Here is a 17,274-nt window from a genome sequence, read left to right on the forward strand (position 1 = left end):
AAAAGTAAACGAAGCCTATAAACACTTTAAACCAGCGGCTTTGCGGGGATTCCCCGCGCCTTTCTACCTTAATCAAAAACTTTTGTTACCTGCCCGGCTCCGGCGTTGGCGTCTTCCACGACTCTCACGTCGGTAGGGTTGCCAATCATAATTGGCGTAAAAATCCCCGGAAAAATAGGCCGCCCCAAAAGAGCTACAAGCGGCAATTTATGGGGGAGAAGCTGATCTATAGGTATTACTGATTGATCTGACATAATATAGAAGATTACGCAAGCCTACGCGAATTAAGCGAATTACGCTAAATAAAAATTATTTTAAATCAGCGTAATCCGCAATAATCCGCGCTAAGCCGCGTCCTTTTTATAAAAATACTTTAGGCTTTTTTAATGCTATAAAAAGCCTTGCTTCCGGCGTATTGGCTGATGCCTTGCAATTCTTCTTCGATTCTTAAGAGTTGGTTGTATTTGCAAATGCGGTCGGTGCGGCTCATTGAACCTGTCTTAATCTGTCCGGTTTCAAGGGCGACAACAAGGTCGGCGATAAAGCTGTCTTCGGTCTCGCCTGAGCGGTGCGAAACAATCGCGGTGTAGCCCGCTTTCTTCGCCATTTCAACCGCTTCGTAGGTTTCCGTTAAGGTGCCAATCTGGTTTACTTTGATTAAGATTGAATTACACGCGCCCATCTTGATGCCTTTCTCAAGACGCTTTGTATTGGTAACAAAGAAGTCGTCGCCGACTATCTGTATTTTAGAGCCGAGGGTCTTTGTCATTTTCACATAACCGTCCCAGTCGTCCTGATCAAGCGGGTCTTCTATCGAAATAATGGGATAGTTGTTTACCCATTTTGTATAAATATCGATCATCTCGTCCGCTGTAAAAAGTTTATCGGGATTTGATTTCCAGAACTTGTAGCCTTTATTGCCGCCTTCTTCATAAAGCTCCGAGCTGGCGCAGTCAATAGCGATCTTAATCTGTTCGTCCGGCTTGTATCCGGCTTTTTCGATGGCTTTCATGATATAGCCAAGGGCGTCATCGTTCCCGATGTCGGGGGCAAAGCCGCCTTCATCGCCTACGCCGGTGCTTTTTCCCGCGTCATGAAGAATTTTCTGCAGATTGTGGAATATTTCGGCTGTCCAGCGGATGGCTTCCCTCATTGATTCCGCTCCGACCGGCATTATCATAAATTCCTGAAAGTCAATCTTGTTGTCTGAGTGCTTGCCGCCGTTGATGATGTTCGCCATCGGAACAGGCAGAACGCTGGCGTGGAAAGTGCCTAAATATTTGTAAAGCGGAAGGCCGAGGTATTCCGCCGCCGCGCGCGCGGTCGCCATTGACACGCCAAGAATCGCGTTAGCGCCGAGTTTGCCTTTATTCTCGGTTCCGTCCAATTCGATCATGGTTTTGTCTACATCAACCTGATCAAGAGCGTTCATGCCCTCTACTTCATGCCTGATAATGTTGTTCACATTTTCAACCGCTTTTAACACGCCCTTGCCAAGGTAGCGGCCCTTATCGCCATCTCGAAGCTCAACCGCTTCATGAATGCCGGTAGACGCTCCGCTGGGTACAGCCGCCCTTCCAATGGTGCCGTCCTCAAGCATTACTTCAACTTCTACTGTGGGATTTCCCCGTGAATCAAGAATTTCACGCGCTTCCACAAATTCAATCAGACTCATATTTTCCTCCATTTATTTGGTATGTTTTATAGTGGGATATTTTATTAATAAAGTCAATAGGTACGAAAAGACTCACACAAAGAGCGCTAAGGGACAAAGAACACGAAGGGGAGGGGGCTAAATATTGATGAATTTAGCACTTTTTCTAGCGGTAATAAGCATTTTATCACTGTTATCACTTCACATATTTAGCGTACTCTGCAAAGCAAGGTACACTTCTTTTGCTCTTTTGGCTCCAGTCTCGGGCATAGCCCGGCTGGAGCCGATTTTATTTTCAATGGTAACAGACTGCGCGTCGCCTTAAATGCCGAACTTCTTTGTTCCTAAAACAATTCCCGCTAATACCATAGCATGAGAGCCGAAACGCCTGAGCCACTCTAGGTCTATACTGGCTCCTTTGTGGTTTAAGGGATAGATAATATCTATCATTAAAATAAAGATAATCCATGTAACTGCGAGGATGATTAACAGCGTGTCGGTATGGGTGATTGAAATGCCGAAAATTCTGATAATGATAAAAACTCCCGCCGCGATAGCCATGACTGAAAGAATGACTATCAGGATTTTGTTAAAATCGCCTGACCCGCCGCCCGCGAAAAGTGAAGTTACCGCCGTACCGATTTCACCGCCGCCTCTTTTTCCTGTAATTCCCATAATCCCCGTGGCAAAAAGATAGATGGCTACAGAGAAATTCAGCAGCAATAATCCTTTTACTTTGTTTGATGATTTGTTCATTGATTTACTCTCCTTTACAAAAATTTTTAACCGCTTACAGCGATCATTTTTCTTTTCAATAAATGAATGAAAGCACTGTATATCATATATTAGTTGAAAAATACTATATATTGCATGATTTGTCAAGCCTGTAGATATCTTATAATTAGCTAATAAACAAGAAAACTGGATATAAAAATGGCAAATTTAACTGGTATTGAAATTCCATAGTATTAGTCTCTAACATTTAAATCTTTACTATTATTTTTGATTTTTTCGAAAAGACTTCACACACGTTAAACAAACGCCTGACCACTTGCAAGTGGACAGGAATGCCGCACAACGTAGCACCAATAAAAGCCGAGGCAAGCGCGATTCCTCCCTGATAAAGCAGAAGCGGCAGTGCCGAGAACGCCGCGCCTATTCCGAATGTCGCGCCAAATACAATAGACATGGTCATGCCAGGCGATAATGCGGAAATCACTGTCGAGCTTATTCATCCTATTGCAATGGAGAAAGGACTCAGGTTTGCCATTCGTGAAGGCGGGAAAACTGTCGCATCCGGGCAGGTAACAAAAGTTTTTGATTAAGGTAGAAAGGCGCGGGGAATCCCCGCAAAGCCGCTGGTTTAAAGTGTTTATAGGCTTCGTTTACTTTTTTCATTACACTGCCAATAATATTTCACTTTGTATATCAAGGCGAAAATGACAGAGCTTGAAAAATTTTAAATTTTGTTCGTTATTAATTACATGAAAGCAAGGATGTTTTTTATTGCATATATAGGCTTTCTTATGCGTATATCGCTTCTCCGCGCCCGGATGAGCGTTATTAAAGAGTTTTATTGTTGATTCAAGCTGTGAGATTCCTTTTTGTATCCACCCGCCTCTTTCATTTTTCAATTCTACAAAACATAAATGATAGTCTGAAGTAAGCATTCCGTCACATCGCTCATAGCCTGAATATTCATTATCTTTTATAACGCCTTTATCAATTGCGGTAAAAATCAATGTAAGGCCGTTTGGATTTTCAACAGAAGCTGTCCATTTTTCCTTATTTATAGTATCGGTAAAAGCGACAGCGCCATCTTCATTGTCGCATAATCCGAATTGCAAATGTTTTAATGGTTTTTCCTGAAATGACGGATCAAAAAAGTTTAACATTCCAGTGTTTCCTCAATTTTAAGAAGCTTGTCAAATTCCTGATTTCCCTGTTGTATCAGATTGTTCAACAAATTATTATCTGACGGGATACCTTCCACAGAGGAAAGTTTTTTTATAGAGCCGTCTACTTCACTTAACTGGTAAATTGAAACATCGTCTATAGAAGTTAAAGCGCCTTGAGGAACAACTTTTAGTAATTCGTTTTTAAGGGATTCTTTCTCGCCTGAAGAGTCTATTTTTTTGGATAAAGCCGCGCCGTATATAGCAACGCTTAAAAAGTTAATTAAATACGGACTATGTGTTGTTATAATAACTCTGTTTCCATGTTCTGTTTCATTTTCCCTGATTGTATTGTTAAATTTGAGTAATTCGTATAAAAAATCCTTTTGCGCGCCAGGGAATAAATTGAGTTCAGGTTCTTCAACAATATTGATAAAAACGGCTTTGTTGTATGATTTTCCAAGGTTTGATCGCGCTATACGCTTTTGCTCATCACTAAGATTTGGGTCGCGCGTAATTTCTTCAAGCTGTTTTTCGAATCGTCTTTTTTCTTCACTGCTCATTGATTCGCCGTTTTTAAAACTCTTTATCGAATTACATAAATACCGCGATACCAGATAAAGAGGCACAAGGGATTGAAAACCGCTGGCGGCATCAGTCAATTTTATACGGTAATTGTTCCCGCGTATGTAAATCACGTCATGCGTTTTATCATATTCGGCAGACGTACCATTGATGGGCAGCATGACGGAATCGGAAATAGCTTCTTTAGCGTTGCCATATTCAGTGATAAACTCACTTAACGCCCCAGAAATGTTTTTTAACTTCGCGGCATTTCCTACAGAAGTGACGATACTGCGTTCCGCCGGAACATACATTATTTGCGGCAACGCATAGCGGGGAGCGTCTTTTTTTGAAATTTTCAATTCGCCATTTTTGAAAGTAAAATGATATGCCTCGCCGTCATAAACCAGTTCAGGATTATTTTTATGGTATTCATCGGACAGCCGATGATGTGCAAGGCGTTTTTCAATAAAATTATTTGCGGTGAAATCATCTTTTAAAAAATCACCGCGTACAAGGGTTTTTTCCATCCAAAGAAAAGTCGAAATCAATTTGGCAACCGTGCTTTTCCCACTGCCTTGATTGCCGATAAAAACAGTAACGCGCGAAATATCCAGAAAACCATCGTCTTCTTTATAACCTGTTTTTATAGGACCAAAATTGTGAATTTTTATTCTTGGCATATATTCACCTTTTTCAAATATAGTACATCGCTCTATATGATACAATATATTATAAGGGTACGCCACAACAAATACGCGTTTGTCGTGGTAATAGGTGGGTATGCGTAGTATTTAACAAAACCGCCAATAATGCTATAATGCAAAGATACACAGACTAAACGTATGTTTGGTATGATTAGGGAAAAGGAGCAAAAAATGGAAGAAGCCTTAAAATGCAAAAAATGCGGAAAGGATTTAAAACCTGATTGGCCTGTTTGCCCGTACTGTAGACAGCCTGTGCGAGAGTAGGTTGAAAGATGCGCGTTCTGCAGCGAAGAACTTGAAAAAGATATGGTAATATGCCCCGGTTGTCAGAAAACCAGAGAAGAAGCGAAAGCCGCTGTAGCGGAAATGTCCGAGGACGCAAAGAAACCGGACGAACAGGTAACGGTTAAACAAGATACCTTATGGCCGGGTGCGAATTTATTCCCCTTTTCTTTCCTTGTTAGCGGCAATGCCGCCCGTATGGGGTATGTTGGCGTGAATGTCGTGGGATAAGAGGTCGATGCGTCTTCCGTCTTTGCGTTCATGCCAGACGTATTGATTGTCGTTAATCCATTGGCGGATTTGGGCTTCGGTGCGGTTTAGTTTAAAAGCAAGAATTTTATCCGCTTCCGGCATTGTTCCTTCGCTGCCATATCTGCTTGTAAGATAGTTTTTCAACTTTACGGTCGCAATGGCGAACGGGGAGAAATCAGGTTCGTAATTGAAAAATCTTACGCCTTTTACGCCCGTTGCAAGCAAAGACAAATTTATTTTTAACGCCGTTATTTGTAAACCTGAAAAACCGATACTTTGATAATCCTTCTTAATGTTAAGCCAAATAAGCCCTTTGAACGTATAGGGTTTGACAGGATCGTTGCTTCTTTCGGGTATGCTGTTCATATCAGGAAACCAGATTGAATTTCCCGCTTTTTCAGGATCGCTCCATCTGCCGTAACTTTTTGGTATAATGATGTTCATGCCCTGCCCCTACAAAGCCACAGATTTTAAATATTCATGGGCTTCGTTTATTTTTTTCATTAGTTCTTCGGCGTTTTGCCGCTCCTCGCTCGAAGCTGAAACATAACGGTCCGGGTGGTACATTGCCGCGCAGTGGTGGTATGCGGTTCTTAATTCATCGCTTGTAAAGCGCGGGCCAAGCCCCAAAAGATTGCGGTAAATGGTAAGCGAATCTGAAGGCGCGGATGCGTTATCATGGTGGATTTTTTCTTTTGACGTTGTTTCTTCGCGCGTGTAGGTTGTCCGGTTTTGCGTCGAATGTCTGTTGGCGTTTGTATTCGTATTCGTATTCGTATTTGTATTCGTATAACGGTATTCGGAAAACAGTCTTTTGTTAAGTTTGCGAATAAAAATTGACCTGATAATGGAACCGATAATAAGGCTGCCAATGACGGTAACAATAAGCGGCAAAAACGGCGCGATGTATTCGCCGAGAAGCGCGATGATAAAAATTGCGGAGCCGCCGATAGTAGCCATGCGCGTAACGCCGTTTTGAATCCGGCTTGTCGTTCCGTTCATTTTCTGTCCCTCCGCGTGTCAATTTCTATGTTACAGCCGCAATTTGTACAGGTAAAATAAGCCGTCCCCCATTCGCGGATAAACGGGTCGGCGTTAGTGCGCGTGGCGTGTCCAAAAATAAAAGCGCTCAACCGTCCAAACAATCCGCCAACGCCGCCGCCGCCGAAACTCGTGCTTGAATTTCCCACTACCTTGTCGCGCACGTTAAAACCCCGGTAGTCAAGTTTATACCACTTTTTGCATTTTGGGCAACGCACGGTTTTTCTCCATCTGAACAACGACGGTAAAAAGGATATTAATATAATAATTACGGCAAGACCTAGATAAGCTATTTCCATTTATATTACTTCAGCTTTGGTATTTTCGCCATGAACATTTGCCGCCTTTAACGCAATTCCTGTCCAGCGGTTTGCTCTGCGCGGTTGTAATAGCCCCGCACTTTCCGCAGCGGTATGTGGTAGGCTTTACGCTGGCATCCGCCCCCACAGTCCAATGGTGTCCGCCGCCTTTAGAACACATCCCCACAAGCGGTTTGTTTAAGCCGCCCTGCACGGCTCCGCATTTTGTACATCTCCAAATTCCCATGTTTGCCTCCGTTTAATTGTCGTCGTAATTTTCGTCATTGTATTTTTCTCTATCTTTTTCCTCAAGGTCTTCTATAATTTCATTCAAATTGGGAATATCGCTTAATGAGTTTTCTATTAATTCTTTTTCATTTACTGTTTGTCTAGCTATATATACATGTTCTCTCATTTGTTCATAATCATTTCCTATATAAAATATCTTTGCTAAAACACAATGAGCGTACCAATATTGGTCATTAAAACTTAAAGCAATGTTTATTTCGTTTATTGCATCCTCCAATTTACCTTTCTTTTGATAAATATCCGCAATAAGTGAATGAGGTTGAGCGGCAAAATGATCTGTTGAATTAATCTTTAAAGCGTCTTTTGCTTCTCGTAAAGCAATGTCGAGCTTGCCCTCCATTATATGCTCGCGTGAGGACTTAATTAATGAACGAAATTTTTTGTGTAATGCAATATTCTCTTCCTTCTGTTTTTCTAACTCTAATGCCTGTTTTTCTTCCTGTTCATGTTTTTGCATGTCAGAAAAAAACTTGTTTTTATCAATAAAGTATTTTCCGCCTGTTTCATGTTCATCAGTATTTTCATTTTTAGCGCTGTTTTGATTAGAAACTTCCCCTACAGCGGCTTTCGCTTGTTCTCTGGTTTTTTTACAACTGGGGCATATTACCATATCTTTTTCAAGTTCTTCGCCGCAGAACGCGCATTTTTCAACCTGTCCTTGCACCGGCTGTTGACAATTTGGGCAGATTTTCCAATGAGGTTTCAAATCCTCTCCGCATTTTGTACATTTTATCGTTTCTTCCATGTTTGCTTCCTTAATCAAAAACTTCTGTTACCATCCCGGATGCGACAGTTTTCCCGCCTTCACGAATGGCAAACCTGAGTCCTCTCTCCATTGCAATAGGATGAATAAGCTCGACAGTGATTTCCGCATTATCGCCAGGCATGACCATTTCCTTGTCTTCGGGAAGTTTTACTGTTCCGATAATGTCGGTAGTACGGAAATAGAACTGCGGTCTATAACCTGTAAGGAACGGATTATGCCTTCCGCCTTCTTCTTTAGACAGACAGTAAATCTGAGCCTTGAACTTTTTATAAGGTTTAATTGAATGTGGTTTAGCCAACACCTGTCCTCGTTCTACATCTTTTATATCAATACCATCAAGAAGAATACCAACATTATCCCCTGCTTGTGTTTCTTCAATTAATTTATCGAACATTTCAATGCCTTTAACAACAGACCTTTTTACGGGCTTAATGCCGACAATTTCTACTTCATCATCCAGCCTGACTATGCCACGCTCTACTTTTCCGGTAACAAGAGTGCCGCTGTCTTGAATGGTAAACACATCTTCGATGGGCATAAGGAAGGGTTTTTCGGTATCACGCTCTGGAACGGGGAAGTAAGAATCCATGGCATCCAACAGTTCTTTTATGCAGGTTGTATTTTCTGTTTCATTACCTTCTGACAAATCACTCAGTGCTTTAAAAGCCGAACCTTTGATAATGGGAATTTCATCGCCAGGGAAACCGTTTGCAGTAAGCACGTCTTTGATTTCTTCTTCGACTAATTCCAATAGGTCAGGATCGTCAATAATGTCTATTTTGTTTAGGAAAACAATAATTTCTGGAACGCCTACCTGACGGGCGAGAATGATATGCTCTCTTGTCTGGGGCATAACCGAGTCGGGCGCTGATACGACAAGGATTGCCCCGTCCATTTGCGCCGCGCCCATGACCATGTTTTTGATAATGTCAGTCCCAGGGCAGTCAATGTGGGAATAATAGCGCTTTTCCGACTGGTACACCAGATGTTTTGTATCTATAATACCATCGCTCTGTGTAAACTTGTCGCCATACATCATACTACAGTACATAGTGATAGCGGCGGTAAGCGTTGTCTTGCCATGATCAACATGACCAATGGTTCCTACATTCACATGCGGTTTGGTAGGTCCGTAGGAGATTCCAGTCACTTCTTCGTCTTCGTCTTCATCGTCTTCGTCTTCTTCATCGTTAAAATCTTCATTTTCATCAAAATCTTCATTTTCAGAGGTATCTTGCCCACTCGTTGCCTGTACAGCGGCTTTCGCTTCTTCTCTGGTTCTACCACAATCAATACATTTACCCGTTTCTTCATTAATATCCCCGCCGCAAAACGCGCATTTTTCAACCTGCGCTTGCACCGGCTGTTGACAATGCAGGCAAAAAGTCCAACCAGGCTCTAAAGGTTTGCCGCATTTTTTGCATTTCTTCGTTTCTTCCATGTTTTACTCCTTAATTAACAACCCCAAATAAAGATTTTGTTGCCTGTCGCTGAAGCAATGTATTTACCGTCAGGACTAAACGCAATAGGCAGAACAGGATTCTCATGCTCAAAACTACGGGTAAGCTGTCCGGCTTCGGTTTCCCAAAGTTTCACAGTTTTATTTTCCGACCCTGAAACAATGTACTTGCCGTCAGGACTAAACGCAACAGAGTTAACCCCATTCTCATGCTCAAAACTACGGATAAGCTGTCCGGTTTCGGTTTCCCAGAGCTTCACAGTTTGGTCACTCGACCCTGAAATAATGTACTTGCCGTCAGGACTAAACGCAACAGAGTTAACCCCATTCTCATGCTCAAAACTACGGATAAGCTGTCCGGTTTCGGTTTCCCAGAGCTTCACAGTTTGGTCATTCGACCCTGAAACAATATACTTGCCGTCAGGACTAAACGCAACAGACTGAACCCCATCCTCATGCTTAAAAATACGGATAAGCCCTTCGGTTTCGGTTTCCCAGAGCTTCACAGTTTTATCTCTCGACCCTGAAACAATGTACTTGCCGTCAGGACTAAACGCAACAGACTGAACCTCAGCCTCATGCTTAAAAATACGGATAAGCCCTCCGGTTTCGGTTTCCCAGAGCTTCACAGTTTTATCTCTCGACCCTGAAACAATGTACTTGCCGTCAGGACTAAACGCAACAGAATGAACAGTCCTTTCATGCCGCCCTGTATAAACACAGATAACCCCTCCGGTTTCGATTGCCCAAAGTCTCACATTTTTGTCTTCCGATCCTGATACAATGTGCTTGCCGTCAGGACTAAACGCAACAGAATGAACTTTACGCTCATGCTTAGTACGGATAACCCGAAATTTAGAATAATCAACGGCTTCGCCGGACATTTCCCCCGTAGCGGCTTTCGCTTCTTCTCCGGTTTTACCGCAATCAATACATTTCCCCGTTTCTTCATTAATATCCCCGCCGCAGAATACGCATTTTTCAACCTGCGCCCGCACGGGCTGTTGACAATTTGGGCAGATTGTCCAATGAGGTTTCAAATCCTCTCCGCATTTTTTGCATTTTATCGTTTCTGCCATTTGCCGCTCCTTTAATATTATGAGGTTTTAATGGGACAACGGTAATTAAGACCAAAACAAGCGTTAAATTTACATTCTTTTTTGCCGGCTTTATTAATAATAACATATTCACACTCGGAACATCTAGACGGCTTTACCTTTTTTGGGATTGTAAAATTTAAACAGTTATCCATAAAAGAACTCTGCTTAGTACATTTTTCCCCATCGTTATAAAGACACCATACGCAATAATTTTCATAACTTTCCTTCCAATCCTCACATTTAGATGAAATACCACATGGTTTACCATATTTACAACTCATATTGGAAGTCCCTTTACGATAATAACAATTCAAACAAACCTTATCGTCAACAAGCTTGTATTTTTGTTCTTCGGGTATCAATTTATTTATTTCTTCATTATCTTTCCCACGGGCAATGAGCGCCGTCCATACCGGTTTGGGAAGATCAGAACGGTAATTCTTTAACGCTTTAATTATTTCTATGTTACCGTTATTTGCCAGAGAAACAAGCGCTTCTTCCGGGATTTCACGATTTAGCTTAAACAGATTGAGTTTCTGTTCCGGCGTGCCATTTTGCGCTATTTTTATTATACCGGCGGGAGTCGCCAACTGCTTTTCTTCCGCTTTTGCCTTAACATCGGCATCGCCGTCTCCCATTAGATCAATAACACAGGTCGGAGGGCAACTTAGGTTTTCAAGTACGGCAAGCTTTACGTTCTTTGAGCCGTTTTTAGCCAGCTTTATCAGAATTCCCGGCGGACAAATTTCTTCCTTTGCTATTTCCAATTGTTGTTTCTCGTCGCCTTCGCTTGCGTCTTCAAAACGTTTTAGATTCTCTTTTGTAAATGAGGCTGAAGTTAGTTTGTATTTGCCGAATTTTTCCCTGTTAATTTTTATTTTTTCAGCCAGCACTTCCTTAAGCGGTGTCATGAATTTTCGTTCTGAAAGTAAAAGACTAAATATACTGTTTTCTATTGTCTCTTCGTTATTTTCTTTATTCCAAAATCGTATAACAGCGGCGTTTACCAGCGCTTCAATATCGGAACCGGCATAGCCTTCCGTACCTTGGTAGGTTTTTTCATCTTCTAAAATAACATTTTCATCTTTTTCTTTATCTTCAGGTTTTTTATCCTGGGAAGGATTATTTATTCTTTTATCAATAGTTGCGTTTACCAAAGCTTCAATTTCGGATTCGATGTAGACTTTAGGTTTTTCAATTTTTCCATCCTTCTTTTTGTCCTCGCGTTTTTTGTCGCGGGTAAGCTCATCAAAGTCATTTTTAATTTTTTCATTGTTTTTAATGGCTTTGTCAAATTCTTCCTTGCCGAGTTTTTCTATGTATTTTTCTTTGCTGATTTTCTCCCGCTCAAGCTTTTCTTTAAGCTCTCCTTCTTCCATTTTTTTTACAATGTTTTTGCCAAAAACTTTCCCTATGTGGATCTTAAATATTTCCTTTCTTTCCCGTTCATTCGGAAAATCAACATAGAAAATTTCGTCAAAACGCCCGCGCCGCAGGAATTCCGGCGGAAGCACGGCAACGTCATTGGCGGTTGCCATGACAAACACCTGTGATTTTTTATCATTTAACCACGTCAACAGATAACCCAAAAGCCGCTGGCTTACGCCGGATTCGTCTCCGCCAACGCCGGCAAACGCTTTTTCTATTTCATCCACCCATAGTACGCAGGGGCTGGAATTCTCGGCAAGGCTGATGGCGCGCCGTAAGTTCCCTTCGCTTTCGCCCAGGTACTTGCCCATGAGGGTGCCTAAATCAAGGGCGAGCAGGGGATAGCCAAAAAACGCCGCGACCGCTTTTGATGTAAGCGATTTTCCGCAGCCGGGCATACCTACCAGTAAAATACCTTTTGCGGGGCTTATTCCTATTTCTTTTGCCTCTTTTGGGTGTTTAAAAGCCTTTTCATTTCGTCTAAGCCACCATTTTAAATAACCAAGACCGCCTACGTCATTGTCTATGTCAACTTCGGCATTAACAAATTTTAGGAGGCCGGTCTTTTCAACATACTGTTTTTTTGTTTTTTCCGCCCAGGGTTTTACGGCCTCGTTGAAATCTTTTTCTTCTTCAAGCGCGGCTTTTTCAAGAATTTGATTAAAACTGTCCTTGCTCATTCCAACGCACATGGAGGAAAGTTCGCGGGCAAGCTTGGGGTCTATGCTAGAAAATTGATTTCTTACGGAATCAGGGTGGTCTTTAGCAAATTTCTTTTCGTTTTCTTCTTTTCTTTTAATAAACTCTTCGGCTGTACGGATAAGCTCATCAAGTGATGGGGGCTTTACGTCAAGAAAATACACAAGGCTTGTCAGTTCGTCGGGGATAAACCTTTTTTCATCGCAGTAAATTAAAACGGCCTTCCCTTTCTTGTTCTTTTTAAGGTGAACGATTGTTTGCTGTAACTGCGCGAGATTTTCGCGGTTCATCTCGCCGTCAAGCACATGGCGGGCGTTCCGTATCAGGATAACATGACTTTCAGCTAAGTTGGGATCTTTATACCTTTCCAGAAACTGCGGAAAGGACATTTTTTCATCTTTGTAAGGGCTAGGAATTTTCTTTCTGGTATAAAAATCAATCTGCCCGTAACCGTAGTTCCATTCAACTATAGCCGCTCTTGGTATCTTCTTTATTTCACCGCGTATGTTTTCTTCTATATATTCCGTAAAGTCAAGATAATCTTTCGCGAGCGTTGTAACAAACTCATCTATGCGGTTATAATCATCGCCGCACAGATGAACCGCCGATGTGCCGCTTTTAACGGCTTTTTTTGTTTCTTCCAGTTGTTCTTCAAATTCAGTTTTCACGCTATTCATCCTTTAACCAAAGATTTTTCTTTTAACGCTTGCAAAAAAACCTTTTACTTTCTGCCCCGCTTTTTGCACAAATGATTTAATCCCGCCAGCGACAGTCGTTAAGATTTTTCCCGCTCCTGATTTAATCGCCTTGCGGACAGGCTCGGGTACAATTCGGGTAACTACTTGCTGTACTACGTGTTTTATCTTTGAGCCAATTGCGCCAAAGGTCTGTTTTAGTCTTTCCTTTACCGGCTGGTCTTGCTTTTGCGCGATGACAAGCCCGGCAAGGGCGGCTTCGTTGTTCTTGCGTTCTTCAACTGCCTGTTCCGGGGTTATGGCTTTGGTAAATACCTTTATGGAAGTAACTATGTTGTCAATAACATTGCGGACTTTCGCCCCCAAGTTAATAAAATTGATATTCTTTAAAAATGGAATGTTGCCTTTGTGGCTTAGTAATTGCAGTGCGCCGGAAACCGGATAGGTAATGCCTTTAAGCACATCGCCAACCTTTTCGTACCATGCTTTTTTCGCTGGCGGCAGCCCCTTGTCCTCATCCCCATCAGCTTCGCCCGTATCGTCTTCTCTAACAATGAGTTCACCCTTTCCTGAGTCTTTCGCTTCATCTTCCGGGCAAGGTTCATCTATTATTTCATAATCCGCCTTAATGTCTTTTTCCGCATCTGGCACTGGCGGGATTGTTTCGGTTAATAATGAATTTGTCTCAAGGGTATCATCAATCTCGTTTTCCTTAGCCGGATAAACCTTATCAAGGCGGGGCGCTTTAAGCATTTGCGCTATGTCATGGATTCCACATACCACATCAATAGCGGGATTGTTCAATTCTTTTAATACCGTTTTTACATTGTCAACCTGTATGGAATGGTATTTTCCGGTCTTGCACCAAGTAGCGAAATGGTCGCAGTTGAATGACGTAAAATCGTAGCCCTTCATATCGATGCATCCACGAGCCCTGCGTAATGTTTCTTCTACCGGAAGGCTGTTTTCAATATCAATTACCTTTACCGGACAGCCGTCCTTAAAATGCTCAAAAGTAGTCCGGTGTACTTTCGCGCTTTCCTGATTTATTTCACAGCCTTCCGGCGAGGCAAAATGTATCACATACCCCGCGCCTTCATAGATGCCGCAATGATTGTAGGGCAACCCCTTTTTACTTCTATCCGCCCAAATTAAATCTCCGGGTTTTGGTTCTCTGTTTTCTTCCATTATTTTGCCTCCTTTATCATATCCGCGCCAAGGAGGAATTCGACGTTTTCTTTCCTTGCCTCATCCAGCCCATCGTATATGTCTTTGGCGTAGTCCGCGAGGTTTTTGCCGTTTGCCGCCGCCCCGATTTCTATTTGCTGGGAAATCCAACTTGCCCTGCTGCCCCCCATTTCTATGTGGGATTGCAGGGATTTTTTCGCGTTTTCGTAATCTTCAATGTCGTTTACCAAAGCTTTAGCAGCTTTGGCGGCTTCGGCGCCATCACCGCCTTCCCACGCCGACGCGTATTCCGGTTTGGCAAACTGCTGTTTTAGCCACTCTTCATTGGACTGGGTTTTATCTCTGTTTTTATAATCCTTGATAAAAGCAAAAATAGTCCCAAGAACGCCTTTTGAGCCTGTTTTTTCCTCAACGCGCTTTGCCGCTTTTTCGGGGTTATCCGCCGTTTTTTCGATGATTTCGACAAGTGTTTGCGCGCCTTGTTCCTCATCAGTACTTAGTGCCATAGTTTTTCTCCTTTAAAGATTAAAATATTCAATATGATTCTGTCATAATGATTCCATCATACTGGTCTGTCATTTAACGCCAGACTAAAAGGAAATATCTTTCTTTTTGGGCATTTTTACAAACCATACGATTATTTTACTAAAAAAAGGCGTGATTTGCAAGAAGTAAAATCAACCACTTTCCCTCTTTTTGTTCTTTGTCTCTTTGTTTTCTGCGCACTGTCGGCAGCCTAAAGGCCGCCTTGCATTTATTACAGACAGCGGCGTTTATTGGTGCTACGCTGTGCGGCATTATTCATCTACACGGCTTAACGCCGTGCGGTTAGTCAGCGTGTGAGAACCTTTGCGGTTTAATGTAAAAAGTATTGAACTACAGTCAAATAAACCCAAGGAATAAACATGGCAGGAATAAGGTTTGCGACTTTAATCTCTTTTACGGAAAGAAAATTAAAGCCAATAGCAGTAATGATGAGGCTTCCAACGGCGGACATCTCGCGGATAACTTCCGGGTTAAGAAAATCGCGGATAAAAGTTGCGGCAAGCGCGATTCCTCCCTGATAAAGCAGAAGCGGTATCGCCGAGAACGCCGTGCCTATTCCGAATGTCGCGCCAAATACAATAGACATGGAACCGTCCATTACCGATTTTGTAAAAAGTATTTGATGGTTTCCAGTAAGCCCGCTTTGCATCGATCCTATAATCGACATTGAGCCTGTGCAGAAAAGGATAGTGGCTGAAACAAAACCTTTGGCAAAATCATGTTTTGCGTCGGCTTGGCTGTTTTTGATAAGTTTGCTTTCCGCCCATTTGCCAAATTTATTCATCCATTTGTCGATATCGATTAATTCGCCTATTATGCCGCCAAAGACCATGCTCATTATTAAAAGGAGGAGTCTTTCATTCTCAAACGCGCCTTTTATTCCCAGAAAAATGATTGAAAGGCCTATTGCCTTTTTAATAATTTCTTCGATGCGCTCAGGAATTCTTTTTACAAGGAATGTTCCGACAAGCGCAAAAACAACGACGGCTGCGGCGTTTACGATAGGACCTAACATAATGATTTATAATACAAAATACCCGATATTATGACAAGAAGAAATATTTGCCATTTTACATATAATCTTTTTTGTTTTATGATATAATTTTTTTATGAGTCAAACAAAACTTGATATATTAGTGGATATTTTAAAAGACGCTCCGGATGAGGTCTTCATCCAGCCTCACAATGTTCCTGACCCGGACGCCATCGCCTCCAGCCTCGGCCTTTACTACTTGCTCTCCCAACGCGGAATTAAAAAACTCGCTATTGTTTATGATCAGGAAATTGAGAAGGCAAATTCCCTAAAGATGCTTGAGATGTTCAATGTGCCTGTCGTGAAAGCGGCTAACGCTTATACGCTTGGGACTGAGGATTGGGCGGTGTTAGTAGACGCTCAAAAAGGCAACTCCAATATTACAGACCTTCCCACCGATGAAGTGGCGGCTATTGATCACCATGAATACAAGGGCAACATGGGCTATCGTTTTGAAGATATACGCCCCGACGTTGGAAGCTGCAGTTCCATTATAGCGGAATGGTTTTTTGAAAATAACATTGAACCTCCTAAAATTATCGCAACTGCCCTCCTCTACGGAATTCTTATGGACACCGACAACCTTACAAGGGGCACGTCGAATTTTGATATTGACATGTTTTACAAACTCTACAGTCTTTCAGATATTGATATGGTCGTAGAGCTTAAAGGAAATGAGATTTCAGTTAACGATCTGGATATGTACGCGCAGGCGTTTAAAACCGTAGAAATTTACGACGAGCTTGCCTTCCTGCACTTGCAAAATGTAAACGATTCCCTTTTAGGCGCCGCCGGGGATATTGTAGTCAGCATTGCCGGAGTAAACATTGTCGTCGCGTACGCGGTAAAAGAAAAAGGAATAAAACTTTCAGTCAGGAGCATCTGCAACAAAATAAAAGCCAACGATCTTGTCAGGTTTATCGTAAACGGCTGCGGAGTAGGCGGCGGCCACGATAACATGGCGGGTGGCTTTATCCCCATTGAGAACTTAAGCGCCTCAAGAGTCTTGGATACTTTTATTAAACATCGGGCAATTTTGTTTTATGAGAAAATAAGTTAAAAGAAGAAGATTCACACGAAGAACACGGAGGAAGAATTAGCAATAGACATTACCGGTCGCATAAATGTCGCATAACGACACTAGGGAAAAGCGGTGACAGGTACTATTGCATTACCATACCCCATATCTAGTGTCGCCAATTTCTTGACGACACTATTAGACTGTAACAGCTAGAACTTTACAAAACATTATTCTCAAATTTTCTCTCGCAAAGGCGCAGAGAACGCAAAGGACGCAAAGTTCCTATCCGATGACCCATTATTGATCAAGATATATAAGGTTGACTACAAATCTTGA

19 protein-coding genes and 1 pseudogene are annotated in these 17,274 nt (G+C 42.2%); 3 read left to right on the forward strand and 17 right to left on the reverse strand.

The features are described 5' to 3' along the window. Positions 1-68: 68 nt before the first annotated feature. Both ACYVRA_RS05555 and eno read right to left on the reverse strand, forming a co-directional pair. A complete protein-coding gene (locus ACYVRA_RS05555; RefSeq protein ID WP_461251758.1) occupies positions 69-254 on the reverse strand; it encodes a hypothetical protein in 186 nt (61 codons plus the stop codon). Between the two features lie 119 nt (positions 255-373). After that, complete coding sequence (eno, locus tag ACYVRA_RS05560; RefSeq protein ID WP_461251759.1) at positions 374-1,675, reverse strand: phosphopyruvate hydratase; 1,302 nt, start codon at positions 1,673-1,675, stop codon at positions 374-376. Positions 1,676-1,802: 127 nt separating this feature from the next. On the opposite strand from eno, the gene ACYVRA_RS05565 reads away from it, so the two are divergent. Then, positions 1,803-1,979, forward strand: a complete 177-nt coding sequence (locus ACYVRA_RS05565) for a hypothetical protein (RefSeq protein ID WP_461251760.1) — start codon at positions 1,803-1,805, stop codon at positions 1,977-1,979. On the opposite strand, the gene ACYVRA_RS05570 is transcribed toward ACYVRA_RS05565, so the two are convergent. Both ACYVRA_RS05570 and ACYVRA_RS05575 read right to left on the reverse strand, forming a co-directional pair. Further along, positions 1,976-2,410: a hypothetical protein gene (locus ACYVRA_RS05570; protein WP_461251761.1), complete on the reverse strand. Its 435-nt coding sequence runs from the start codon at positions 2,408-2,410 to the stop codon at positions 1,976-1,978. The two genes, ACYVRA_RS05565 and ACYVRA_RS05570, sit on opposite strands and share 4 nt — an antisense overlap. 226 nt (positions 2,411-2,636) lie before the next feature. Further along, on the reverse strand, positions 2,637-2,849 hold the full coding sequence (locus tag ACYVRA_RS05575) for a DUF554 family protein (RefSeq protein ID WP_461251762.1): 213 nt from the start codon (positions 2,847-2,849) through the stop codon (positions 2,637-2,639). Between ACYVRA_RS05575 and ACYVRA_RS05580 the strand changes: the two are divergent. Further along, a pseudogene (locus ACYVRA_RS05580) lies at positions 2,827-2,979 on the forward strand (EF-Tu C-terminal domain-related protein); the annotation flags it as partial. The gene ACYVRA_RS05575 and the pseudogene ACYVRA_RS05580 overlap by 23 nt on opposite strands. Before the next feature lie 72 nt (positions 2,980-3,051). Here the strand turns inward: ACYVRA_RS05580 and ACYVRA_RS05585 are convergent. The 13 genes from ACYVRA_RS05585 to ACYVRA_RS05645 all read right to left on the reverse strand — a co-directional run bounded on the left by ACYVRA_RS05585 (position 3,052) and on the right by ACYVRA_RS05645 (position 15,899). Beyond that, positions 3,052-3,549, reverse strand: coding sequence for a hypothetical protein (locus tag ACYVRA_RS05585; RefSeq protein WP_461251763.1), 498 nt, complete (start codon positions 3,547-3,549; stop codon positions 3,052-3,054). Continuing rightward, positions 3,543-4,796: an AAA family ATPase gene (locus ACYVRA_RS05590; RefSeq protein ID WP_461251764.1), complete on the reverse strand. Its 1,254-nt coding sequence runs from the start codon at positions 4,794-4,796 to the stop codon at positions 3,543-3,545. The genes ACYVRA_RS05585 and ACYVRA_RS05590 overlap by 7 nt, the downstream gene beginning before the upstream one ends. A 462-nt stretch (positions 4,797-5,258) precedes the next feature. Beyond that, entirely contained in the window at positions 5,259-5,798 is a 540-nt protein-coding gene (locus tag ACYVRA_RS05595; RefSeq protein ID WP_461251765.1) for an HNH endonuclease, read from the reverse strand. Between the two features lie 9 nt (positions 5,799-5,807). Beyond that, positions 5,808-6,356, reverse strand: coding sequence for a J domain-containing protein (locus ACYVRA_RS05600; RefSeq protein ID WP_461251766.1), 549 nt, complete (start codon positions 6,354-6,356; stop codon positions 5,808-5,810). Beyond that, on the reverse strand, positions 6,353-6,694 hold the full coding sequence (locus ACYVRA_RS05605; protein ID WP_461251767.1) for a hypothetical protein: 342 nt from the start codon (positions 6,692-6,694) through the stop codon (positions 6,353-6,355). Before ACYVRA_RS05605 ends, ACYVRA_RS05600 begins: the two co-directional genes overlap by 4 nt. Positions 6,695-6,704: 10 nt before the next feature. After that, the gene (locus tag ACYVRA_RS05610) at positions 6,705-6,941 is read right to left on the reverse strand and encodes a hypothetical protein (RefSeq protein WP_461251768.1); all 237 of its coding nucleotides are present in this window, start codon (positions 6,939-6,941) and stop codon (positions 6,705-6,707) included. Between the two features lie 12 nt (positions 6,942-6,953). After that, positions 6,954-7,748, reverse strand: a complete 795-nt coding sequence (locus ACYVRA_RS05615) for a double zinc ribbon domain-containing protein (RefSeq protein ID WP_461251776.1) — start codon at positions 7,746-7,748, stop codon at positions 6,954-6,956. A gap of 10 nt (positions 7,749-7,758) precedes the next feature. Next, positions 7,759-9,210: an elongation factor Tu gene (gene tuf / locus ACYVRA_RS05620; protein WP_461251769.1), complete on the reverse strand. Its 1,452-nt coding sequence runs from the start codon at positions 9,208-9,210 to the stop codon at positions 7,759-7,761. 14 nt (positions 9,211-9,224) lie between these two features. Continuing rightward, positions 9,225-10,307, reverse strand: a complete 1,083-nt coding sequence (locus tag ACYVRA_RS05625) for a WD40 domain-containing protein (protein WP_461251770.1) — start codon at positions 10,305-10,307, stop codon at positions 9,225-9,227. A 17-nt stretch (positions 10,308-10,324) separates the two neighbouring features. Next, positions 10,325-13,123 carry an AAA family ATPase gene (locus tag ACYVRA_RS05630; RefSeq protein ID WP_461251771.1) on the reverse strand — a complete coding sequence of 933 codons (2,799 nt, stop codon included), beginning with the start codon at positions 13,121-13,123 and terminating at the stop codon, positions 10,325-10,327. Between the two features lie 12 nt (positions 13,124-13,135). Next, positions 13,136-14,338 (reverse strand): lecithin retinol acyltransferase family protein, encoded by a 1,203-nt coding sequence (locus tag ACYVRA_RS05635; RefSeq protein WP_461251772.1) that lies wholly within the window; start codon positions 14,336-14,338, stop codon positions 13,136-13,138. After that, entirely contained in the window at positions 14,338-14,844 is a 507-nt protein-coding gene (locus ACYVRA_RS05640) for a hypothetical protein (RefSeq protein ID WP_461251773.1), read from the reverse strand. Before ACYVRA_RS05640 ends, ACYVRA_RS05635 begins: the two co-directional genes overlap by 1 nt. 350 nt (positions 14,845-15,194) lie before the next feature. Further along, positions 15,195-15,899, reverse strand: a complete 705-nt coding sequence (locus ACYVRA_RS05645; protein WP_461251774.1) for a DUF554 domain-containing protein — start codon at positions 15,897-15,899, stop codon at positions 15,195-15,197. Positions 15,900-15,993: 94 nt separating this feature from the next. Between ACYVRA_RS05645 and ACYVRA_RS05650 the strand changes: the two genes are divergently transcribed. Further along, on the forward strand, positions 15,994-16,977 hold the full coding sequence (locus ACYVRA_RS05650; protein ID WP_461251775.1) for a DHH family phosphoesterase: 984 nt from the start codon (positions 15,994-15,996) through the stop codon (positions 16,975-16,977). Positions 16,978-17,274 lie beyond the last annotated feature (297 nt).

Source organism: Treponema sp. R8-4-B8 (genome assembly GCF_054786175.1).

Bases quoted from the DNA above. Each gene is read 5' to 3' on its own strand.
- ACYVRA_RS05555 (WP_461251758.1), bottom strand. From the start codon at position 254: ATGTCAGATCAATCAGTAATACCTATAGATCAGCTTCTCCCCCATAAA.
- eno (WP_461251759.1), bottom strand. From the start codon at position 1,675: ATGAGTCTGATTGAATTTGTGGAAGCGCGTGAAATTCTTGATTCACGG.
- ACYVRA_RS05565 (WP_461251760.1), top strand. From the start codon at position 1,803: ATGAATTTAGCACTTTTTCTAGCGGTAATAAGCATTTTATCACTGTTA.
- ACYVRA_RS05570 (WP_461251761.1), bottom strand. From the start codon at position 2,410: ATGAACAAATCATCAAACAAAGTAAAAGGATTATTGCTGCTGAATTTC.
- ACYVRA_RS05575 (WP_461251762.1), bottom strand. From the start codon at position 2,849: ATGACCATGTCTATTGTATTTGGCGCGACATTCGGAATAGGCGCGGCG.
- ACYVRA_RS05585 (WP_461251763.1), bottom strand. From the start codon at position 3,549: ATGTTAAACTTTTTTGATCCGTCATTTCAGGAAAAACCATTAAAACAT.
- ACYVRA_RS05590 (WP_461251764.1), bottom strand. From the start codon at position 4,796: ATGCCAAGAATAAAAATTCACAATTTTGGTCCTATAAAAACAGGTTAT.
- ACYVRA_RS05595 (WP_461251765.1), bottom strand. From the start codon at position 5,798: ATGAACATCATTATACCAAAAAGTTACGGCAGATGGAGCGATCCTGAA.
- ACYVRA_RS05600 (WP_461251766.1), bottom strand. From the start codon at position 6,356: ATGAACGGAACGACAAGCCGGATTCAAAACGGCGTTACGCGCATGGCT.
- ACYVRA_RS05605 (WP_461251767.1), bottom strand. From the start codon at position 6,694: ATGGAAATAGCTTATCTAGGTCTTGCCGTAATTATTATATTAATATCC.
- ACYVRA_RS05610 (WP_461251768.1), bottom strand. From the start codon at position 6,941: ATGGGAATTTGGAGATGTACAAAATGCGGAGCCGTGCAGGGCGGCTTA.
- ACYVRA_RS05615 (WP_461251776.1), bottom strand. From the start codon at position 7,748: ATGGAAGAAACGATAAAATGTACAAAATGCGGAGAGGATTTGAAACCT.
- tuf (WP_461251769.1), bottom strand. From the start codon at position 9,210: ATGGAAGAAACGAAGAAATGCAAAAAATGCGGCAAACCTTTAGAGCCT.
- ACYVRA_RS05625 (WP_461251770.1), bottom strand. From the start codon at position 10,307: ATGGCAGAAACGATAAAATGCAAAAAATGCGGAGAGGATTTGAAACCT.
- ACYVRA_RS05635 (WP_461251772.1), bottom strand. From the start codon at position 14,338: ATGGAAGAAAACAGAGAACCAAAACCCGGAGATTTAATTTGGGCGGAT.
- ACYVRA_RS05640 (WP_461251773.1), bottom strand. From the start codon at position 14,844: ATGGCACTAAGTACTGATGAGGAACAAGGCGCGCAAACACTTGTCGAA.
- ACYVRA_RS05645 (WP_461251774.1), bottom strand. From the start codon at position 15,899: ATGTTAGGTCCTATCGTAAACGCCGCAGCCGTCGTTGTTTTTGCGCTT.
- ACYVRA_RS05650 (WP_461251775.1), top strand. From the start codon at position 15,994: ATGAGTCAAACAAAACTTGATATATTAGTGGATATTTTAAAAGACGCT.